A 19,780-nucleotide genomic window follows, 5' to 3' on the forward strand; every position below is an offset into this window, starting at 1 on the left:
GCTTCGGGGGCGGTCCGCGGCTCGCGAAAGGCCAGGACCCGTCGCGGTCCGGGCCGCATCACCGGGCCTCTCGCCTTGAACCTCCCGTTGGGGGAGGTCGTAGCGTTTCCGGCGTGAGCGGGAAGGACGACGCCGGACGACGGTGGTCCATCGGAGAACTGGCGCGGGCGACCGGGACGACCGTGCGCGCGCTGTACCACTACGACGAGATAGGACTGCTCGTCGCGAGCGAGCGCACGCCGTCCGGGCATCGCCGGTACACCGAACGCGACCTGCGCAGGCTCTACCGCGTACGGGCGCTGCGCGGGCTCGGACTGTCGCTGGAGGAGGTCGCGGACGTCCTCGCGGACTCGGCGGACGACCCGGAGTCGCTGCGCGCCCTGCTGGCGGAGCAGTTGCGCAGGCTCGACGAGCACGCCGAGCGGATCGGCGTGCTGCGGCGGCGCATCGGTGACCTGCTCCGGCAGGCCGGCGACCCGTACGGCCCCGATCCGGATCGATTGATGACGACGTTGGAGGTCATATCAGTGTTCGAGGCATATTTCACCGAAGAGCAGCGCGGCCGGCTCGCGGAACGCAGGGAAGCGCTGGGCCCCGAGGGCGTCGAGGCCGCCAGACATGAGTGGGCCGGCCTCGTGGAGGAGGGCCTGCGGCATCTGGGGGACGGCATCCCCGCGGACGACCCGCGGGCCCGGGACCTCGTCCGCCGCTGGGACGCGCTGGCGGGCCGGTTCCACCCGGAGGGTCCCGCGGGCGCGGAGACCGCGGCGGCGGCCCGCGGGATGTGGCGGGACAACAGCGCGGAGATCGGAGGGAGCCTGCCCTGGCCGGCCGAGCGGATGGCCGGTCTGGTCGCCTACCTGGAGCAGGCCCGCCAGGCGGGCTGAGCACGTCACCGCGGCGGGCGCGGGGCCGGTCGCGCCGGATCCCGGAGGCGGTCCTCGGGGCGGGGTGAACCTTTCACCGGTTCCGCCGCGTCTTCCGAGCGCCCGGCCGGGCGGGGGAGCGGGAGCGTTGACCCGCCGGAGGGACCGGCCTACCGTGCGGGTCGCACGCCCCCGTCCCTGACGTCAGCCGGAGGTCCCGTGTTCCGCACCACCGCAGCGCGCCTCGTCCCCCTGGCCGCCGCCGCCCTCGTGGCGGCCACCGCGCTCCCCGCCTCGGCCGGGGTCGTCGATCCCGCTCCCGTCCGCCCCCACCAGTACTTCTATGGTTTCGTCAACGGCGAGACCGGCCACGCGACCATCAAGATGGCCTGCTTCGGGCCGGTATATCCAGGACAGACCGGTCATCCCTTCGCCGGGCAGACCGTGGAGGTGCGACCAGTCGCGATCTCCTCGTCGGCGGCGAGTGCCGGCTACACCGGCAGCGGTGGCACCACGATCGCCGTGGACCTGGGCGACCCGTCGACCATCTCGAGGGCGCTCACGCTGGGCTACTACGGGGTCAAGGCCGAGATCCCGGTCACCGCGACGCTGCCGTGCTACGGCACCGGGAAGGTGACGTTCACGCCCGTGCCCACCAGCTGGACCGCCCGTACGGCGACCGTCGTGGTCGACTACGTCGGCCAGCCCTGATCGCATCATTTCGCCAGACCTTCGGGGCGTACGGCTCGGACTGGAGGCGTTCGCCCGCCTGGAACGGGCCCGGCACGATCGTGCGTTTCGCGACCGTCACGCTCCACGGCAGCCTGGCGCGCTCCTCCCGTGGACGAGGGAGGCCGGTGGCCGGGCGCCGAACACCCCGGCCATCGCCCGGCCACCGCCCCGCCTCCGCCCGGCTTCCGGGCGGAGGCGCCCGGCGGTCACTTCTTCGGTTTGAAGGTGGCGGCGATGGTCTCGAACGTCTTCTTCTTCTTTTTCCAGCCCTCGTCCTGGGTCTTGAAGAGCAGCGCGTAGCCGTTGTTCTTGTCGGTGACGAACCCGCGGTCGATCACGCGTGACCGGAACCGGCTGTCGCCGAAGGTGAACTCCCAGTCGGCCGCGGTCTTCCAGAAGTCCTTGACCTCTCGGATCTCGACGAGTTTGTAGCCGGGGAAGTTCCGGCTCATCCCCGGCACGTCGCGCCGCCAGACCTTCAGGGCGTCCGACTCGGGAGTGGAGGTGTGGTGAACCTCCAGATAGGTGTGCGAGTCGCCACGGAACCGTACCTCGCCGTTGCCGCTGCCGTCGACGTGCCACCCCTTCGGCAGCGCGAGCGAGAAGCCGCTCGAGTGCTTGTACTTGTGCCAGCCGTCGGGGACGTCCCCCGGCCCGGGGGCGTCGGAGCTCTTGGAGGGCTCGGGAGACGGCGTGGCAGTCGCCTCCTCCGAGGGTGACGCGGACGGCTCGGCGGAGGACGGCGCGGCCGAGGGGGGCGCCGAGGCGGAGGGCTCCTTGGTGCCCTTCCCCGTTTCGGCGGGGGCGGCGGCCGACCCGGAGGAGCGGTCGCCCTCCGAGTCGCTCCTGCCCGCCCGCACGCCGAGGTAGCCCGCGACACCCACGATGACCACCAGGCCGACGAGCATCAGCGCGGCCTTCAGCAGGCCGCCGGGTGCGCGCAACGTCCCGGACGTCGTGGGGGTGTCGTGCCAGACGGGCTCTTCCTGGGCGAACACCGCGGGTGACTCCTGCGCCCCGCCGAAGGCGCCGCCGGCCGCACCGCCGCCTGCCGCTGCGCCCGCGCGCCTGGAGGCCGCCGTGGTGTCCGCCGTGTTGCCCGACGTGTTGCCCGACGTGTTGCCTGTACGAGGACGGTCGCTCGCGCCGTTCCGTGCGGCGGCCGCGGCCGCTCCCGACGCGGCGGCCGAGCCTGACGCGGTCCTCTTCGAGGCGTCGGTCGTGGCGTCGCCGCCGGGCTTTCCGGTGGGCTGCCGGGTGGAGGTCCCGCCGACGGCGGGGGAGATCCTGGTGCTGCCGTCGCGGGCATCCGCTTCGGGCCCTCCCCGGCCCGCGGCGGACCCGCCGCCCTTTCCGGCCTCGTCCCGGCGGCCGGTCGCCGGGCTCGCCGAGGGCTTCGTACGGGCGGGCGGGGCGGCCTGCACGCCGGTCTCCGGCATCACACCCGCCTGCCCCGGCTCGTCCGAGGCTCCTTCGCCCGAACCTCCCTTGCCCCCGGCAGGTTCGGCCGAGGCGGCCTCGGCCGAGCCGGGGGAGCCGTCGTCCTGGACGACCGGGATGGGCGAGGTGGTCTCGCCCCGACGCGCGGCGTCGCCGGCCGCGGGACGTCCCGCGCCGTCGCCGCTCCGGCCGGGCCCGGTCTCCGGCCCGCCGCCGTTCCGGCTGGGCGCCGGGGAATGGTCGTCGCGCCGCGCGGACGCGGCCGGAGGGTACGGCGTCACACCCCGGGAGGCTCTGCCCGGCTCGGACCCGGCCGCGGACGTCCGGGGCTTCGCGGGCTCGGAGGCCTCCGGCGTCGCGGGCCGCGGCGAAGCAGGCGCGGCGGAGGAGCCCGACGCGGCAGGGGAGGCGGCGTCCGCGGGGACGGAGGAGGAACCGGGCGCGGAGGCGGAGACCGGCGCGGCGGGGGAGACGGGCTCGGCAGGCGCGTCGGGCCGGGCCGGCGGCGGAGCGAGGTCCCGCGCCGCCCGCTTGAGCTGGCGGGCGAGTTCGTCGTAACCGGGCCGGTCGGCGGGCTCCTTGGCGAGCATGCGCATCAGCACCGGGCCCAGCGCGCCCGCCCGGCGGGCCGGGGCGGGGTCCTCGTTCAACACGGCGTGCATGGTGGCCATCGCCATGCCCCGGTCGTGCGGGGGCCTGCCCTCCACCGCGGTGTAGAGCGTGGCGCCGAGCGACCACAGGTCCGACTCGCGCTGCGCGGCCTCGCCGCGGAGCCGTTCGGGCGCGATGAAGGCGGGGGTGCCGACGAGGCCGGTGCGGGTCATCGTGTTGTCGGCTTCGAGCCGGGCGATGCCGAAGTCGGTCAGGACGACCCGGCCGTCATCGGTGAGCAGCACGTTCTCCGGCTTCACGTCACGGTGCAGGACGCCCTGGCGGTGGGCGGCGCGCAGCGCGTCGAGGATCTGCAGCCCGAACTCGACGGTGCGCTCGGGGGACAGCGGGCCGTCCTCCCTGATCACCTGCCCCAGCGAGCGGGACTGCACGAGCTGCATGATGATCCAGGGCCGGTCGTCCTCCTCGATGACGTCGTGGACGACCACCACGTTGGGATGGGTCAGACGCCCCGCGGCGCGGGCCTCGCGCATGGTGCGGCGGTTGAGGTCGCTGAGCTCGTCGCCCATGGCGCTGTCGTAGCGGACCTCCTTGACCGCGACGGGGCGGTCAAGCAACTGGTCGTGGGCCCGCCAGACCACTCCCATGCCACCCCGGCCGATCGGCTCCATCAACTGGTACCGGCCTCCGACGAGCCGGCTCTCCGCACGCGCCACCCGAACCCCTTCCTGGACCCATGAATCGTCCCACGGATGGCAAAGGGATCAACCGCCCCTACCACTCGCCATCCCGAGATCCGAGACAAATCGGTTCGAGTCGTGGTTCCTCGCTGCTAAGGTCCTAGATATGGGTAGGTACAGCTCGTTTACGAGGCCGGTTCCGGGAGGGCCGGTCGCGATCGTGAGCTAGCGACCATCCGGAGCCGGCTTGAGGCAGGGACGCCAGCGTCTCTGCCTTTTTCGTTGTCAGAACCACCTGGCCAGAGCTTTTCTGATCAGAATTTCCCGGCCTGCGAGGAGCCCGCATGTCGAAGGCAGCCCAGCTCGACCGCGACGCCGTACGGATCGGCGACCTGGTGATCGGTCCCGGGCTCCCCGTGGTGGTGATCGGCGGGGAGGACGCCCGGTGGCTGCGTCTGCCCGCCGACGGTGACTCACCGGAGGCCCGATCCATCCGGCCCGCCGGCAAGGCGGTAACGGAGACGGCTGCGGAGATGGCCAGGGGGACGGCCGGGGACGGGGTTGGTGAGGAGAGGGCGCGCTGGGCCGGGCCGCTGCTGGTGGAGCCCTCCTCGGCCGTCGACCTGCCCGCCGTGGCCCGGCACGCCGACGCGGTGGTGCTCGGACCGGCCTGGGTACGCGAACCCGGCCTCGTCGGCGCCGTGGCCCGGCTCGGGCTGCCCGTGATCCTTCAGCGGGGCGTCGACCAGCGGGGGCGTGTGGTGACGCTGGAGGAGTGGCTGGCCGCCGCCGACCACTGCGCGTCCGAGGGCAACGAGGCGATCGTGCTCTGCGAGGGCGGAGGCCGCACGGAACCGGCGGCCGCGTCCCACCTCTCGCCGTCCGATCTCGCGCCCACACCCGCCACTCTCGACCGTGCTCCCGGCCCGGCTCCCGATTCGGCCCTTCACTCAGCGCCCGACCTCGCGATCATGCGCGCCGCGCGGGAGCGGACGGGACGGCCGGTGCTCGCCGCGCTGGGCCGTGACGGCGGCCTCGCGGGCGCGGCCGTCGCGGCGGGGGCGGACGGCCTGCTGCTCGACCCCGCCGCGCCGCCCGAAGCACGCGCGGCGGCCGGCGAGGCGGCGACCGTCCTGGCGGCCCTCGTGCGCCCGCAGTCCCCGCGGACCCTGACCGAGACCCGGGGAGAGATCGACCGGGTGGACGCGGCTCTCGCAGTCCTCCTCGAACGACGGGCCCTGCTGGCCGCGCGGATCCAGCGGCTCAAGCCCGTCGGCGGCTTCCGGGGACGGGACATGGAGCGCGAGCGCCGCCTGGTCGCGGGCATGGCGCGGCGCGCCCCCCGTCTCGGCGTACGGCGGCTCGCGCCGATCATGAATGCGGTGATCGAGGCGGGCTTGCACGCCGCCGAAGAGGAGCGGGACCGGGACGGTAGATGAGCGCCCGGGCCCCACTGCTCGCGCCCGGGTCCGCTACGCGGTCGGTGACGGCGGCCCCGCCCCAGGGGTGAAGCCGATCCTCGGCGGCGAGGCGTGCACAGCGCCTCGTGCCGCAGCCCCCGCTACATGTACGCCCCGCACGTGCCCGGCCCGGTCTGCCGCGCCCCGTAGCCGCCTCAGCCGAGGACGCGGCCAGGGAACCCGGCAGAGAACCAGGCAGGGAACAGGCCAGGGAACCGGCTCGCGAGTCGGCGGGGGGTTCAGCCGACGTTGCAGCCGGGGATGAGAAACTCGTCGAGTCGTCCGTCGTCGCCGCGCAGCACGGCGTGGGGGAGGTCGTCCAGCCAGTCGCGCACCAGGAGGTCGGCCTCGCCCTCCACGCAGGCATGGTCACCCGGCGGCGGAAGTGCGACGTCGGAGAGCACACGCCGTGCGGCCTGGAGCTCCCGCTTGGCGCCGAGTTTCTCGAAGAGGGCCAGCGCCTCGGCCATGCTGTCCCTGCCTTCCTCGCCCCCGGCGGCACGGCCGAGCGCCGACAGCGCCCTGGCCCGCGTTCCGGTGTCGCCGAGTTCTCCGGCGAGCGCGACCGCCCGCCGGCCCCACTCGACGGCCGACGGCCCGTGGCAGACCACGCACCTGTTCGCGTACGCCGTGCTGAGGTTCAGGAAGATGATGGCCTGCGCGGGACGGTCGTCGAGGTCGCGGGCTGTGGCCAGGGCGGCGCAGAACTGCCACAGGATGTACGTCGACGTGCTCTTCGGACGGCCTTCGAGGTAGGTGAGCGCGAGGTTGGTCCGCGCGTGCATGAGGACGGCGGGATGGCCCAGTCCGCGCGCGCCGAGACTCTGGAGCAGCGTGACGGCCTCGGTCAGCACCTTCGCCGCCTCCGCGTGGCGCCGCCTCGCGCGCAGCGTGTCGCCCAGTGCGACGGCCGCGTGCGCCCTGCCGCGCAGGTCGCCCGCGAGGGTGCAGATACGCAGGTCGCGGCGATGGCAGTTCTCCGCCTTCACCAGTAACCCCATCCGCAGGTACGTCAGCCCGAGGTTGTGCAGGATCCGACCTCGGGCTCGCTCGTCGGTGGCCAGGTCGAGGGCCGTTTTCAGGTGGGCGACCGAGTCCTCGTAGCGCCCTGCGAGGCGATAGGCGTTGCCCAGGTCCGCCTCGACCGCGAGCACGGCGCGCGGCCCCAGCCGTCCGGCCGCGTCCAGGGCGACCGGCGCCATGGCGAGCCACTCGTCCGTGAGCCGGCGGAACTCGAAGTAGGCGGGAAGGCTCACCGCGAGCGCGTGCGACTGTTCCCAGCCGCCGCGCCCGGCGGCGGCGGTGACGGCCGCGACGAGAACCCGCGCCTCGGCGTCCAGCCACGCCACCGCCTCCTCCCGCGAGGCGAACGACGAATTCTGCCGGGCACGCTCCTCCGGCTGGGTCAGCCACGCCACGGCGGCGGGTGCCCGCGCGCAGTAATGGCCGAGAAGCCGGTCGAACGCCTCGTCCCGCCGGTCGGGCCCGGACCGGTCGCGTGCCCGCTCCCCGGCGTACAGGCGGACGAGGTCGTGCATGCGCCACCGGCCGTACGCGTCGCCGCGCTCGACGAGATGCGCGCGGTGCAGGGACTCCAGCAGGCGGCGGGCCGGTCTCTCGTCGAGGCCGGCGGCGACGGCGGCCGTCTCGGTGGACAAGTCGGGGCCGGGGCAGGCGGTCATCAGCCGGAACACCCGGGCCTCCTCCGCGCCGAGCCGGCGGTAGGACAGCTCGAAGGCGGCGCGCACCGCACGGTCCTCGTACGTGAGCTCGTCGAGCCGGGTGGCCTCCTCCTCCAGGTCCTCCGCCATCGCGCGCAGAGGACGAGCCGGGTCGGCGGTGAGCAACGCGGCGACGATGCGCAGAGCCAGCGGAAGCCCGGCGCACAGACGGGCGACGTCCGCCGCCTCGGCGGGCTCGCGGGCGACCCGGGTGTCGGCGTCGCCCCGGGCCAGGCGGAGCCGCCGGGCCAGGAGATCCACGGCCGCGCCGGGCGCGAGCATGCCGAGGTCGAGGACCCGTGCCCCCACGTCCAGCGTGTGCCGGGAGGTGACCAACACCTTCCCGGTGCCGGGCAGCAGCGGCCGCACCTGCCCGGCCGAGGAGGCGTTGTCGAGGACCAGCAGGATCGGGCGGCCCTCCCCGGCGTACGCGTCCAGCACCGTCGCGAACAGCCGGGCCCGGTCCTGGATGTCCGGGGGGATGCGTCCGGCATCCAGGCCCAGCGCCCGCAGCAGCCCTCCAAGCACCCGGCCCGGCCGCGCCCCACACTGGTCGCCGTGGTCGCGGCCGTGGTCGGCGCTCTGGTCGTGGTCGGCGTTGTGATCGTGGGGGTCGCTGTAGCCGTGGAGGTCGGTGAACAGCACGCCGCCGGGAAACCAGCCGCGCTCTCGCGCGAGGTGCGCGGCCTGCAGTGCGAGCTCCGTCTTGCCGGCGCCGCCGAGGCCCGTGACGAGGGCGATGCGCGGACGGAGCGGCTCGTCACCCGTACCGGCACCGCCCTCTCCGGAACTCGCGTCCCCGGTGCTGGCGTCCCCGGTGCTGGCGTCCCCGGTACTGGCCTCTCCGGATTTGGGCCCCTCGGGCGGACCGAGCACGTCGAGTAACGCGGCCAGCTCGGTGTCCCTGCCCGTGAACCCCTGTGTCGGCAAGGGCGCGCCGGACAGCACCGGGGTCACCTCCGGCGGAAGCTGAACCGTGATGGTGTGGCCCTGGATCACCGTGTTGAGGAACAGGCCGCCGCTGATCGTGTTGCGGGTGGCCGCCACGCGTTCAGTCCTTCCGCTCGCGCTCGCGGGGAGCGGCCGGGCCTGGACCGGAGACGGCCGGTCCGGTGACGGTGTGCCCCTGGACGACCGGGCCGTGGAACGTGCCGCCACTGATCTCGTTGTGAACTCCGCTGCTCACTGTGCCTGTCTCGGTGCCGGTCCCAGTGCGGGTCCCGGTTGCGGCGGCAGCGCTGTTCGCGGCGTCGTTCCCCGGAGCGCCCGTGCCGCTCGCCGGGGTACGCGCATGTTCCCGGCGGGTCAGCAGCAGCCCCCAGACTCCGACGGCCAGGCTGACGAGACCGACGAAGAGCCCGAGCACGCTCGCCAGTTTGTCGGCGTCGTCCAGGCCGACCGAGGAGAGGTACACGGCGAGCGCCGCACCGGCGACGAGCGCGGCGATCCCGCCGGCCCATGTGAGAACACGTCCGCGCATGCTTCCATCATCGTCGGGCCGGAGCGTTCGGGTCGATGGCTCGCCGGCTTTCCGCCGCCTGCTGGGCGGCTCCTGCGGCGGGATGCCTCGTTGGCTGTTTTGTGAGTGCTACAGGGTGCCGCCAACCGCTTTAGTGACCGCTTCGCAGGGTGCTTCGCGGAGACGCGGCGTGGAGGCGGGCGCGGTTCGCCCTGCCACTCGCCCTGCCGTCCCTCCTGCCGTTCCTCCTGCCGTCCCTCCTGGCTCCCGTCCCGGCTTCCGCACTGCCACTCGTCCTGCCTGTGGCCGCCGATGCGCCGCGCGAACCCGTACGGCCGGGTGTGCGGCCGGGCGTGCGGGCCGCGGAGGCAACTGGCGGGTTGTGGCCCAGAACGCGGGCGAAGGTCCGGGCGACGTCAGGGCCGAAGACCCGGGCGAAGGTGTGGGAGAAATCGTGGCCGGCCGTCGGGAAGCGCATCGTGGTGACGGCGGGGACGGCCCGGCCGCCTCCCGCGGCCGAGGGAATCCGGCCGCCTCCGGTGGAGAAGGGGAGCCTTCCGGGTCCGGCGGCGAGAGGGTGGCCGCCGTTTCCGGGCGCGGGGGTGGCCCGGCTCCCCGCGCCGCCGGAGGCCGTACCGCCCGCTTGGGACGCCGCGCCGTCGTCGTGCCGCCGGTGTTCGGCCTCCCGCTTCTTTTTCTCCTTCTGCTTCTTGCGTTGCTTCTCCAGCGCCTCCTTCAGACCCGGCGTGAAGCCGCCGCCGAACCGGGACATGTCCGGCGGGGTGAAGTCGTACGCCGGGGTGCCCCGCAGGGCGGCGCGCATGGAGTCCACCCAGATCGGGCCGGGCAGCGAGGCGCCCTGTACGGCGCCGTAGTACCGGCCGCCGATGGTGACGCCGGTGAGCGGGTAGCGGTAGGAGCCGCGGATGTCGCCGACGCTGACGGCGGCGGCCAGGCTGGGCGTGTAACCCGCGAACCAGGCCGAGGTGTAGCCGTTGTTCGTGCCCGTCTTGCCCGCGGCCGGGCGGCCGATGGACTGGCCGCGCATCGTGCCCTTGCTGAACACTCCGGTGAGCACGTGGCTCACCGCGTCGGCGACGGCCGGCTCCAGCGCGGTCACGCAGGCGGGCGGCACCTCGGTCCGGGTGCCGTCGTGCTCCACGACCGCCGCGATGGCCATCGGCCTGCAGTAGAGGCCACGGGCGGCCAGCGCCGCGTAGGCCGCCGCCACGGTCGTGGGGTCCATCTCGTTGGCGCCCAGCGTGAAGGTCGGCACCTCGCGGAGCGGCGTGCCGTCCGCCCGCCGGATGCCGAGCGATCGGGCCGTCGTGACCACGTCGCACAGCCCCACCTCGCGCTCCAGCCGCATGTAGAAGATGTTGACCGACTGCCAGGTGCCCATCTCCAGGCTGTACGGCCCGCCGCCGCCCTCGCCGCCGGCGTTGTGGATGACCGTGCGGGGGTCGTTGACCGCCCTGCCCGAGCAGTCGCGGTAGCCGTACGAGGGGACGTACGAGCCGGGGATGGTGAAGCCGTCACCGAACCGCATCCCCTGCTTCAGCGCGGTGGCCAGCGTGAACACCTTGAACGTCGAACCCGCCTGGAGGCCGAGCCCGCCGCCGTGCGCGACGTCGGCCGCGAGGTTGTAGGTGGTGTTGCGCCCGAGGTCGCGGTCGTGCGGGTTGCGCCCGTACCGCTTGCTCACCGCCATGGCGCGGATGCGCCCGGTGCCTGGCTCTATCATCGTCTCCGACGCCACCTGGTTGTCGCGTGGGCTGACCCGCGCGGCGACGGCCCGGTTCGCGGCCCGCTGCGCGGCCGGGTCGATGGTCGTCCAGATCGTGAGGCCGCCCCGCTGGAGGCGCCGTTCCCGGTCGGCCCTGGTGTAGCCGAACGCCGGGTTCGTGAGCACCTCCCGCTCGACGTACACGCAGAAGAAGGGGTAGGCGCTGCCCGCGCAGCCGCCGGGCTCGGGACGCAGGTGCAGCGCCAGCGGCGCGGCCGCCGCGTCGCGGGCCCGGTCCCGGCCGACCAGCCCGAGCTCGGCCATCCGGCTCAGGACGAGGTCGCGCCGGGCGCGCAGCCGGTCTCTGTGGTCGTCGCCCAGGGAGGGGTCCGTGTCGTACGGCGTGCGCACGGCGCCGGCCAGCGTCGCCGCCTGCGTCAGCGTGAGGTCGGCGGCGTCGACCCCGAAGAACCGCCGGGCCGCCGCCTGGACCCCGAATGCGCCCGCGCCGAAGTACGCGATGTTGAGGTAGCGCTCCAGGATCTGGTCCTTGGTGTACTTGCGTTCCAGCGCCAGCGCGTACCGCAGCTCGTCCAGTTTGCGGCGGAAGGTGCGTACGAGGGCCTGCGCCCGCTCCTGCTCCGTCTCGGCCTGGTTGAGCATGATGTTCTTGACGAGCTGCTGGCTGATGGACGAGCCGCCCTGCCGGATGCCGCCCGCCTGGGTGTTGGTGACGAGAGCCCGCAGCGTGCCCTTGAGGTCCAGGCCGCCGTGCTCGTAGAACCGGGAGTCCTCGATCGCCACGATGGCCTGCCGCATGACCGGGGCGACCATGCTCAGCGGCACCGACTGCCGGTTCTGGTAGTAGAACTGCGCGATCTGCCGGCCGTCGCGGTCGAGCAGCCGCGTCATCTCGGGCAGCGGCTCCTCACGCAGCGGCGCGGGCAGCTCGGTGAACGCGGACGCGGCACGCTTGGCCGCCAGACCGGCCCCGCCCACGAAGGGCATGACCAGCCCGGCGACCAGTCCGCCCCCGGCCGCGCCGCACAGACTCAGCGAGAGGACGGCGCGGCCGAGACTGACGTGGCCGAGGAGACGAGAGGTCACGGGATATCAGTGCGACCTCCGGCGTTTTCCCAAACCCAGGAGGCGGAAAGCTTTACGTCAGCCTGTTGATCTTCAACCCGAGGGAGGTGAACTGTTCGAACGGCCTGTGGTATCCGCGTTCGATGTGGTTGACGCCGCGCAGGGTCGAGGTGCCCTCCGCGACGGCGGCGGCCAGCACCGCGGAGAACCCGGCGCGGATGTCGGGGAGCGTGACGTCGGCCCCGCGCAGGCTGGAGATGCCCCGCACGACCGCCGAGTGCTTGGCGTTGGTGTCGTGGTAGCGGCAGGCCGGTCCGCCGAGGCACTGGGCGAACACCTCGATCTCGCACCCCATCTTCTGCAGCGCGGGCACGTACACCAGCCGGTTCTCGAAGACCGTCTCGTGCAGCACTGACATGCCCTCGGCGCGGGTGAACAGCACCATGAGCGGGGTCTGCCAGTCCGTCATGAAACCGGGATGGGTGTCGGTCTGCACCGCCGCCGCGCGCAGGCCGTCCGGGGCGGAGGCGCACAGCCAGTCGTCGGTTATCTCGAACCGCGCGCCCATCCGGGCGAGCGTCGTGATGGCCGTGACCAGCCGGTCCTGGTGACAGCCGTGCACCCGCACCTCGCCGCCCGTCACCAGCCCCGCCACGAGGTACGAGAACGCCTCGATGCGGTCGCCGGCCAGCCAGGTGGAGGCGCCGTGCAGGCGCTCGACGCCCTCGATGACGATGCGCCGGTCGGGGCTGAGCTCGATCATCGCGCCCATGCGCTGGAGGAACAGCGCGAGTTCGACCACCTCGGGCTCCATCGCGGCGCCCTTGATGACGGTCTTGCCCTCGGCGAGGACGGCGGTCATGAGGATCGTCTCGGTCGCGCCCACGCTGGGATAGGGCAGCGAGATGCGGCTGCCGCGCAGCCGCGCCGCCTTGGCCGAGATGCCGTTGTCGCCGACCTCGATCTCCGCACCCATCGACCGCAGCGCCTCGACGTGGAAGTTCACCGGCCGCCTGCCGATGGGGTCGCCGCCGACGAGCGGCACGAACGCCTCGCCCGCCAGGTGCAGCAGCGGGCCGAGCATCAGGATCGGGATGCGGTTGAGGCCGGTGTACTCCTCCGGGACCCGCGGCCGTATGTCGCTGCCCCGCTCGATGGTGATCTCACCGGGGGTGATGTCCACATGGATGCCGAGGGCTTCGAGCATGGCGGCGGTCAGCCCCACCTCGCCGACCTCCGGCGCGTTCTGCAGGGTGCTCGGACCGGTTCCGAGCATCGCCGCCACCATGTGCTTGGAGACCGCGTTCTTCGATCCCCGGACCTCCACGTCGCCCCGCAGCGGGCCCGACGGGTCGATCTGCCATACCTCTTCGCTCACTCGGCCTCCTTCGCCCCACACCGTGCCGTGCGTCCCCCGCACTCGGTGCTGCAAGAGTACGGGACCGAATTCGATCGCTATGTGAGTACTATCGGGACGGTGCGGCATGTGAGGGGCAATCTGGCGACAGTCGTGGTGACCGTCCTGGTGCTGGCCCTCCTGGGTGTCGTCGCGGGGTACGTGTGGTCGGTGCTCGCTCCCGGCACGCGTTACGTGCTCATCGAGGGGACACGGCAGCCCCTCGACCCCGAGACGCAGTCGCTCATCGAGGCCGACGGCTGGTTCGCCGTGGTCACCGGCGCGTTCGGCCTGGTCTCCGGCATCGTGGGGTACGTGCTGTCGCGCCGCCACCCGCCGGTCGAGCTGCTCGTCGGGCTCGCCGCCGGCGGTCTGCTCGCCGGGTACGTCGCCCTGATGGTCGGCACGTCCGCGAAGGGAACCGTCCAGGCGGCGGGACCCGGCGGCTTCACCACCACGACGTCCCTGGGAGTCACGGCGTACGGCGTGCTGTTCGCCTGGCCCCTGCTGTCCACCGCGGTCTTCTGGGTGGTCGAATTCGCCGTGAGCTACCGTCAGCGCGAAGCCTGACGCCACCGGCGCCGGACGGCTCCACACCGGCGGACCCTGCTCTCTCGCCCTGCTCTCTCACCCTGCTCTCTCACCCTGCTCTCTCGCTTCGGTCTTTCGTGCGGTGAGGAGTTCGTGCGGTGAGGAGTTCGTGCGGTGAGGAGTTCGTGCGGTGAGGAGCCGGTCCGGCACGGGTGCCTCCGTTACCCGTGCCGGACCGGAGTCAGGGGGTCGCGACCGCCCTCCGGCACAAGCCTGTCGTGTGCCGGACCGGCACGACAACCGGTTTCAGGCCTGCCTGAAAGGGGCCGGGCGGCAGAGGCTCGCAACCGGCGGATTCAACGGCAGTATCGTGATCAGTGTCATGCTGAAACTGGAGTTCACCGACGCCGACCTGCGCCAGATCACTGTGGCCGCCGCTCCTGACGCGGTGCTGGAAACGGCCCTCAGCGTGCGCCGGTTGCGTACCGGGCCGGGCGCCGGGACACGGTCGAGCCCCGGCTTGCGGCGGCTGCGCCACGTGGTGAACGGCAGCCTGGCGGCGCGGGCGGGGGTGCTCCTGGAGGTGGTCCCGCCCGACGGCTTCCTCCCGGATTTCCTGCTCCAGCCGGAGGCGCGTGATTTCGCCACCGGCGTCGAACTCGTCGGCCAGGTGCCGGCGAACCTGCTCGCCGCCGACCTCAGCGAGCTGCCCGCGTCTCCGCGGCCGAGCCGCTGGCTGCGGGAGCTGGCGTCCGGGGACGCCGCCGCGCGGCGGACGCTCGCCGCCGACCTGCACAACTACTTCGGCTCGTCGCTGGCTCCCATGTGGCCGCTGGTCCAGGCCGGTGTCACCGCCGACCGGTCCCTGCGCGCCGAGACCCTGCTCCGCGGCGGCATCGACGCGTTGCTCGCCACGATCAGCCGCGGGTGGCACTGGCGGCCTCCCGTGCTGGAGATTCCCTCGCCGCTCGACTATCACGTCCCGCTGTGCGGCCGCGGGCTGCTGCTGGTCCCCTCGTACTTCACGCCGAAGGTCCTGCTGACCTGGCGTCCCGACCAGCCCACCGTGCTGGTCTACCCGCTGTGCCAGGACTACAGGGCCGGCTTCGCCGGTGCCCTCGGCCCGCTGCTCGGCCGTACCCGGGCGGCGGTTCTGGCCGCGCTGGCCGATCCGGCGACGACGACCGCCCTGGCGGAGCGGGTGGGGGTGTCGCTCGCCTCCGCCAGCCAGCACGCCACGGTCCTGCGCAACGCCGGGCTGGTCGCCACGACCCGGTCCGGCGGAGCCGTCCTGCACGCGCTGACCCCGTTGGGAGCGGCCCTCCTGCGGGGCGACGCGGCCGCCGGCTGAGCCGCACCGGCCGGATCTCCCACGCGCTGCGTCATCTGTTCACAGTGTCACCTTGTTCACAGTGTCACCTGTTCGCCGGTCACCCTGTCGGCTCGGGCAGCCGGGGAGCGGTCCGCCAGAAGCCGGTCGCCTGCTCGAACGCGTGCCCGAGGCGCAGGACGTCCATGTCGGCCCACGGCCGGCCGACGATCTGCAGGCCGACCGGGAGTCCGTCGGACGTGAAACCACAGGGCACCGACATGGCCGGCGCGTGCAGCACGCTGATCCAGTAGCAGGAGCGCATCCAGGCCAGATAGTCGGGCATCTCCACCCCGGCCACCTCCGTGACGTACGGCTGCCCGATCGGGAACGGCGGCACCTGGCTCACGGGCGCCACCAGGAAGTCGTACCGTCCGAAGAAGCGCCGCATGCGGTGCCAGAGCCGGGTGCGCAGGCGTTCGGCCCGCCCGAGGTCGGCTCCGGTGACCTTCCGTCCCTGCTCCACGTTCCACGCCACGTTTGGGCCGACGTCGGGGAAGTCGCCGAAGGCGAGCGCGTAGTGCCACGACCGGTAGACGCGGAACGCCTCCTCCGCGTCGGACAGGTCCAGGTTCACCTGTTCGACCTTCACGCCCAGATCGGTCAGCGCCTCCACCGCCCGCGCCGTCGCCGCCGCGGTACGCGGGTCGACCGGCAGGCCCCCCAGATCGGGACTGAAGGCCACTCGGACGGACGTGAGGTCCATGTCCAGAGGTTCCGTGAAGGCCGACCCGTCCTCACGAATCGAAAGCGGCGAGACCGGGTCGAACCCGGCGATGCCAGACATGAACAGTGCCAGGTCGCCTGCTGTGCGGGCCATGGGTCCCGCGACGCTCAGCGTGAACCAGGCCGCCGTCGGTGACTTCGACGGCACCCGGCCGGGAGTCGGCCGCAGCCCCGCCACATTGCAGAACGACGCGGGATTGCGCAGCGAGCCGCCCATGTCCGAACCGTCGGCGAGCGGCACCATCCGGCAGGCCAGCGCCGCCGCGGCCCCGCCGCTGCTGCCGCCCGCGCTCTTCGACAGGTCGTAGGGGTTGCGGGTCGCGCCGAAGACCTCGTTGACCGTGTGCGACCCGGTGCCGAACTCGGGGGTGTTCGTCTTGCCGAGCGCGATCCCACCCGCCTCGCGGATGCGCCGCACCAGCGGATCGTCCTCGACGGGAACGTGATCGGCGAACGCCCGCGAGCCGTACGTGGTCCGCACGCCCGCGGTGTCGGCGAGGTCCTTGTGCGCGACCGGGATGCCGTGCAGCGGGCCGCGAACCAGGCCGCGTGCGAGGTCCTCGTCGGCCCGTGCGGCCTGGTCGAGCGCCCGCTCAGCGGTCAACGTCACGATGGCGTTGACCTGCGGATTCGTCTCCTCGATCCGCCGCAGGCACGCCTGCGTCAGCTCGACGGCGCTGACCTCCCGCGCTCTAAGCAGCGCGGCCATCTCCGTCGCCGTCAGGTCCGCCGGCCCGCCGTCGTGGTGGCCGACATGTCCGCCGTGTTCGCTCACGTTTCCCCCGTTCCTCGGCTATCGCCAGTGTCGAGGGGCGCGAGCCGTACCGGCGATGGCAACAGTCGACAGGTTCACACCCTGGCGATGGGGGCGGTCACCGCCTGCGCGAGCCGGACGAGGTTCTCCGGCGCGGTCTCGATCTGCAGGCCACGCCGCCCCGCGGAGAAGTAGACGGTCTCGAAGCCGAGCGCCGACTCGTCCACCACGGTCGGCAGCCGCTTGCGCTGGCCGAGCGGGCTGATGCCCCCGACGACGTAACCGGTGATCCGCTCGACCTTGGCCGCGTCGGCCATGGCCGCCCGCTTGCCCTTGAGCGCCGCCGCGAACGCCTTGAGGTCGAGCTTGCCCGCCACCGGCACGACCGCGACCGCCAGACCCGCCTCGGTCTCCGCCACCAGCGTCTTGAAGATCCGCTCGTACGGCACTCCGAGCGCGTCGGCCGCCTCCTCGCCGTACGCCTGCGCGTTCGGGTCGTGGTCATAGGGGTGGAGGGTGAACTCCGCCTTCGCCTGCGTGAGAGCGACCGTCGCCGGAGTGCTCTGGCCGCCCTTGCTCTTGGTCTTGCTCACGACCGCAAGCCTAACGGCGTCGCTCCCGCCGTCTCCTCGTCCCCGCAGTCTTCTGGTCCCCGCTGTCCCTCGTCCCCGCTGTCCCTCGTCCCCGCTGTCGCCCGCCCCGCCTGCCTGCCGCCCCGCCTATGCCGATCCCGTCTGTGCCGACCCCGCGCGCAGTGCTTGCCCGTGCCCTGTCTGCCGGTGCCCGGCTGTCTGCGCCCGGCTGTCTGCGCCCGGCTGTCCGTGCCGAAGTTGCCCGCGCCGGTATGCCCTGGCGCCGGTCGGGGGCAGGGCATGGGTTGGCCAGGGTCGGCCGTACCGGCGGGCTCACTCGCGTTGCCGGAAGGAGGCGAAGCGGCCAAGGTAGGTGAAGCCCCAGCGGTCTTCGCCGACCTTCCGCCGCAGGTAGCGGCCGGGACGGTGGTAGCGGTCACGGTTGTGGAACTGGCAGGCCGGTCCCAGCAGCTTCAGGTCGGTCAGCCCTCCGCTGCTCCAGTTGTCGGCGTGGTCGATCTCGCACATCGTGGCGGGTAGCGGGCAGCCGTCGACCCAGCAGGTGGAGTATCGGGCGAAGACCGCCCGGCGCTGTGCGGTCGTGGCAAGGCGGACCTTCCGTCCCATGTCAAGCACCTGCCCGTCGGCGTCCATGACGATCCGGACCAGGGTGCTGGTACGAGCCAGACGGTGCACGCTGGAAACGGGGAGCATCTGCCCGGTCGCCAGCAACAACCCGGGCGCGGTTCCGAGCAGCGCCCACGCCGGAGCCGTCGGTGTGCCGGGCCCTCCCTCCGGTTCGTTCGGTGGTCCCTCCGGTTCGTCTGGTATCTCTCCAGGTCCGCCTGGTGTTTCTCCCGGCTCGCCTGGTGTCTCTTCAACGCTGTGGGACGCTCCGGGAGCTTCTTTCGACTGCTCCGGCTCCGGCCCCGGCCCTGACACGGCTCCTGGCGGCGTCCCCGCGGCTGCTTCGTCTGCGTGCCGCGTGTTGCCGTGCTCATCTCCGTGCTCATCTCCGTGCTCATCTGCGCGCCCACCAGAGGGGCCACCAGAGGGCCCACGAGGGCAGGGGCGGCAGGCCTCATGGGCGTGGTCGGATTGGGGGCTGTCACCCGAAACCCGGTCAGCAAGATCGTCGTCGGCGGTAGCGGTGCTGTCCGGGCCGCTGTACCGGGAGCAGTCAGGTTCGGCCTTCTTCTCGGGGACCGGCTCCTCGCCGGGATCGGGGCCGTCGTGGGGGGCCGGCTCTTCGGCGGGAACAGGGCCCTCGGCAGAAACAGAGCCCTCGGCGGGATCGGGGCCATCGGTGGGAAGGGATTCGGCTCTGACCATCACGAGCAGCTCGGCGGCGACCTTCTGCCCGAGGAGCGCGATGAACGCGTCCGCGTTGCGTACCCGTCGCGGCCGGTCATCGCCCTCGGCTCTGGGCTTGCCGTATGTCTGCAGCAACGCCATCAGGCGCGCGGCCGCCTCGCGAGGAAGATAGAACTGTCCTTCCACTCCGCCGTTCTTGGTCGGACGTACCGTCATGAAACGCCGCTGGTAGTCGGCTTGCTCATCCTGTTCTTCCCCGTCGGGATCCAGCACCGCCCGCAGGTACCGTCCCGCCTTGGATACCTCTGCGGCGGTCGCCTTTTTGGCCAGCTCCACCAGAATCGGCTCGGCCAGCGCGGCATCCTCGTCCGACAGCCCGGCCGTCGCGGCGCAGATGGCCTCCGCCACCCCGGCCGTCATCTCGCCTGCGGCGAACCTCCGCGCCACATCAGGCAGCCGGGGCAGCTCCTCGCTGAGAGTCAGCAAACGACTCGCTCCGGGCGTGCTCATTCCGCCGACGGTGCGCAACCAGGTGCGCGTCGAGGCGTGCCCATGCTGCTTGGCCTCTCCCGTCCGATGTACGCGGCCGACACGCTCGGCCAGCGCACTTGTGATCCGGTCGCGGGCGAACAGCAGGTCCTCGACTTCGGCCATGCAAATCTCCGCCGCATCCGGCGCCGGCGTCAACGCCAACGCCTGCGCCGTCTCTCGCAACGATGCCACCAGCATCCAGGACGACCGCCGCCGGCCGCTGGCACGACCACCGGCGTCGGCATCCGCCGAAGCCCTGGTGTCATCAGATCCAATGCCATCAGATTTAGCGCCGCCGAATTCACGGTCGCCGGGTCCGTTGTCCCCGGGCGCGTTGCTGGTGTATCCGTGGTCAGCGCCACGACCGGCCGCCCCGCCGCTGGTCGCGTCGTGTTTTGTGTCATCGCATTTATTCGAACGATGAAGGTCGCCAGGATCATAGCCGAACAGGCCCATGGCACCTCCTTATCTTCTTATTCGAAACCCTGTATGAATTCTCCCATGCCTCCTGCTGTCGAGAACAGCCTCGACCATTGACTTGTTGGAGTTACAGGTCGCCGTCGATGAAATTAATTTCCAGTGGTATTTACCAAATTCGTCCATTTCTGTCCCGTGCCGTGACCGCGCCTGCGGCGGCACACCAGAGAGGGTGAAACGCACGATGGCAGCCGCGCGGGTGGGATGGGCAGGGCCGCGGCGGCGTAGGCGGCGAATAGGAGTGGGCAGGCCTCGGTGCCGTCCATCCGGGCGCGGCAGGCGCAGGCGCAGGGAGGGGTGCGGCAAGGGCGCGGCAGAGGCGGTGTGG

At 72.5% G+C, this 19,780-nt stretch carries 13 protein-coding genes; 5 read left to right on the forward strand and 8 right to left on the reverse strand.

Annotated features, from left to right (window positions below):
• Nucleotides 1–113: 113 nt before the first annotated feature.
• Nucleotides 114–887 (forward strand): MerR family transcriptional regulator, encoded by a 774-nt coding sequence (locus HHX33_RS27340; RefSeq protein WP_220502261.1) that lies wholly within the window; start codon nt 114–116, stop codon nt 885–887.
• A gap of 198 nt (nt 888–1,085) precedes the next feature.
• Nucleotides 1,086–1,577 carry a hypothetical protein gene (locus HHX33_RS27345; protein WP_182877110.1) on the forward strand — a complete coding sequence of 164 codons (492 nt, stop codon included), beginning with the start codon at nt 1,086–1,088 and terminating at the stop codon, nt 1,575–1,577.
• Nucleotides 1,578–1,804: 227 nt separating this feature from the next.
• Here HHX33_RS27345 and HHX33_RS27350 read toward each other — a convergent pair whose 3' ends face one another.
• Nucleotides 1,805–4,366 (reverse strand): serine/threonine-protein kinase, encoded by a 2,562-nt coding sequence (locus tag HHX33_RS27350; RefSeq protein ID WP_182877111.1) that lies wholly within the window; start codon nt 4,364–4,366, stop codon nt 1,805–1,807.
• Nucleotides 4,367–4,674: 308 nt separating this feature from the next.
• Between HHX33_RS27350 and HHX33_RS37765 the strand changes: the two genes are divergently transcribed.
• Nucleotides 4,675–5,769 carry a chorismate mutase gene (locus HHX33_RS37765; protein WP_182877112.1) on the forward strand — a complete coding sequence of 365 codons (1,095 nt, stop codon included), beginning with the start codon at nt 4,675–4,677 and terminating at the stop codon, nt 5,767–5,769.
• A gap of 260 nt (nt 5,770–6,029) precedes the next feature.
• Here HHX33_RS37765 and HHX33_RS37420 read toward each other — a convergent pair whose 3' ends face one another.
• The 4 genes from HHX33_RS37420 to murA all read right to left on the reverse strand — a co-directional run bounded on the left by HHX33_RS37420 (nt 6,030) and on the right by murA (nt 13,160).
• Nucleotides 6,030–8,558 (reverse strand): tetratricopeptide repeat protein, encoded by a 2,529-nt coding sequence (locus HHX33_RS37420; protein ID WP_182877113.1) that lies wholly within the window; start codon nt 8,556–8,558, stop codon nt 6,030–6,032.
• 4 nt (nt 8,559–8,562) lie between these two features.
• Nucleotides 8,563–8,991, reverse strand: coding sequence for a hypothetical protein (locus tag HHX33_RS27365; protein ID WP_182877114.1), 429 nt, complete (start codon nt 8,989–8,991; stop codon nt 8,563–8,565).
• Nucleotides 8,992–9,121: 130 nt separating this feature from the next.
• Nucleotides 9,122–11,803, reverse strand: a complete 2,682-nt coding sequence (locus HHX33_RS27370) for a transglycosylase domain-containing protein (RefSeq protein ID WP_182877115.1) — start codon at nt 11,801–11,803, stop codon at nt 9,122–9,124.
• 52 nt (nt 11,804–11,855) lie between these two features.
• Nucleotides 11,856–13,160, reverse strand: coding sequence for a UDP-N-acetylglucosamine 1-carboxyvinyltransferase (gene murA, locus HHX33_RS27375; protein ID WP_111697408.1), 1,305 nt, complete (start codon nt 13,158–13,160; stop codon nt 11,856–11,858).
• A 99-nt stretch (nt 13,161–13,259) separates the two neighbouring features.
• On the opposite strand from murA, the gene HHX33_RS27380 reads away from it, so the two are divergent.
• Together HHX33_RS27380 and HHX33_RS27385 are read left to right on the forward strand one after the other, a co-directional pair.
• The gene (locus HHX33_RS27380) at nt 13,260–13,748 is read left to right on the forward strand and encodes a hypothetical protein (RefSeq protein ID WP_182877116.1); all 489 of its coding nucleotides are present in this window, start codon (nt 13,260–13,262) and stop codon (nt 13,746–13,748) included.
• A 343-nt stretch (nt 13,749–14,091) separates the two neighbouring features.
• Nucleotides 14,092–15,060, forward strand: a complete 969-nt coding sequence (locus HHX33_RS27385) for an ArsR/SmtB family transcription factor (RefSeq protein WP_182877117.1) — start codon at nt 14,092–14,094, stop codon at nt 15,058–15,060.
• A gap of 79 nt (nt 15,061–15,139) precedes the next feature.
• Here HHX33_RS27385 and HHX33_RS27390 read toward each other — a convergent pair whose 3' ends face one another.
• The 3 genes from HHX33_RS27390 to HHX33_RS27400 all read right to left on the reverse strand — a co-directional run bounded on the left by HHX33_RS27390 (nt 15,140) and on the right by HHX33_RS27400 (nt 19,431).
• Nucleotides 15,140–16,579 (reverse strand): amidase, encoded by a 1,440-nt coding sequence (locus HHX33_RS27390; RefSeq protein WP_310741555.1) that lies wholly within the window; start codon nt 16,577–16,579, stop codon nt 15,140–15,142.
• 74 nt (nt 16,580–16,653) lie between these two features.
• Nucleotides 16,654–17,151: a Cys-tRNA(Pro) deacylase gene (gene ybaK / locus HHX33_RS27395; protein WP_111697411.1), complete on the reverse strand. Its 498-nt coding sequence runs from the start codon at nt 17,149–17,151 to the stop codon at nt 16,654–16,656.
• Between the two features lie 312 nt (nt 17,152–17,463).
• Nucleotides 17,464–19,431, reverse strand: coding sequence for a DUF222 domain-containing protein (locus HHX33_RS27400; protein WP_182877118.1), 1,968 nt, complete (start codon nt 19,429–19,431; stop codon nt 17,464–17,466).
• Nucleotides 19,432–19,780 lie beyond the last annotated feature (349 nt).

The sequence above is a fragment of the Microbispora sp. H10670 genome (assembly GCF_014161385.1).
GTDB classification, from domain to species: Bacteria; Actinomycetota; Actinomycetes; order Streptosporangiales; family Streptosporangiaceae; genus Microbispora; species Microbispora triticiradicis.

What these genes read in the sequence shown, in the direction of transcription:
- HHX33_RS37765 (WP_182877112.1), top strand. Translation starts at nt 4,675, where the DNA reads ATGTCGAAGGCAGCCCAGCTCGACCGCGACGCCGTACGGATCGGCGAC.
- HHX33_RS27365 (WP_182877114.1), bottom strand. Translation starts at nt 8,991, where the DNA reads ATGCGCGGACGTGTTCTCACATGGGCCGGCGGGATCGCCGCGCTCGTC.
- HHX33_RS27385 (WP_182877117.1), top strand. Translation starts at nt 14,092, where the DNA reads ATGCTGAAACTGGAGTTCACCGACGCCGACCTGCGCCAGATCACTGTG.
- HHX33_RS27400 (WP_182877118.1), bottom strand. Translation starts at nt 19,431, where the DNA reads ATGGGCCTGTTCGGCTATGATCCTGGCGACCTTCATCGTTCGAATAAA.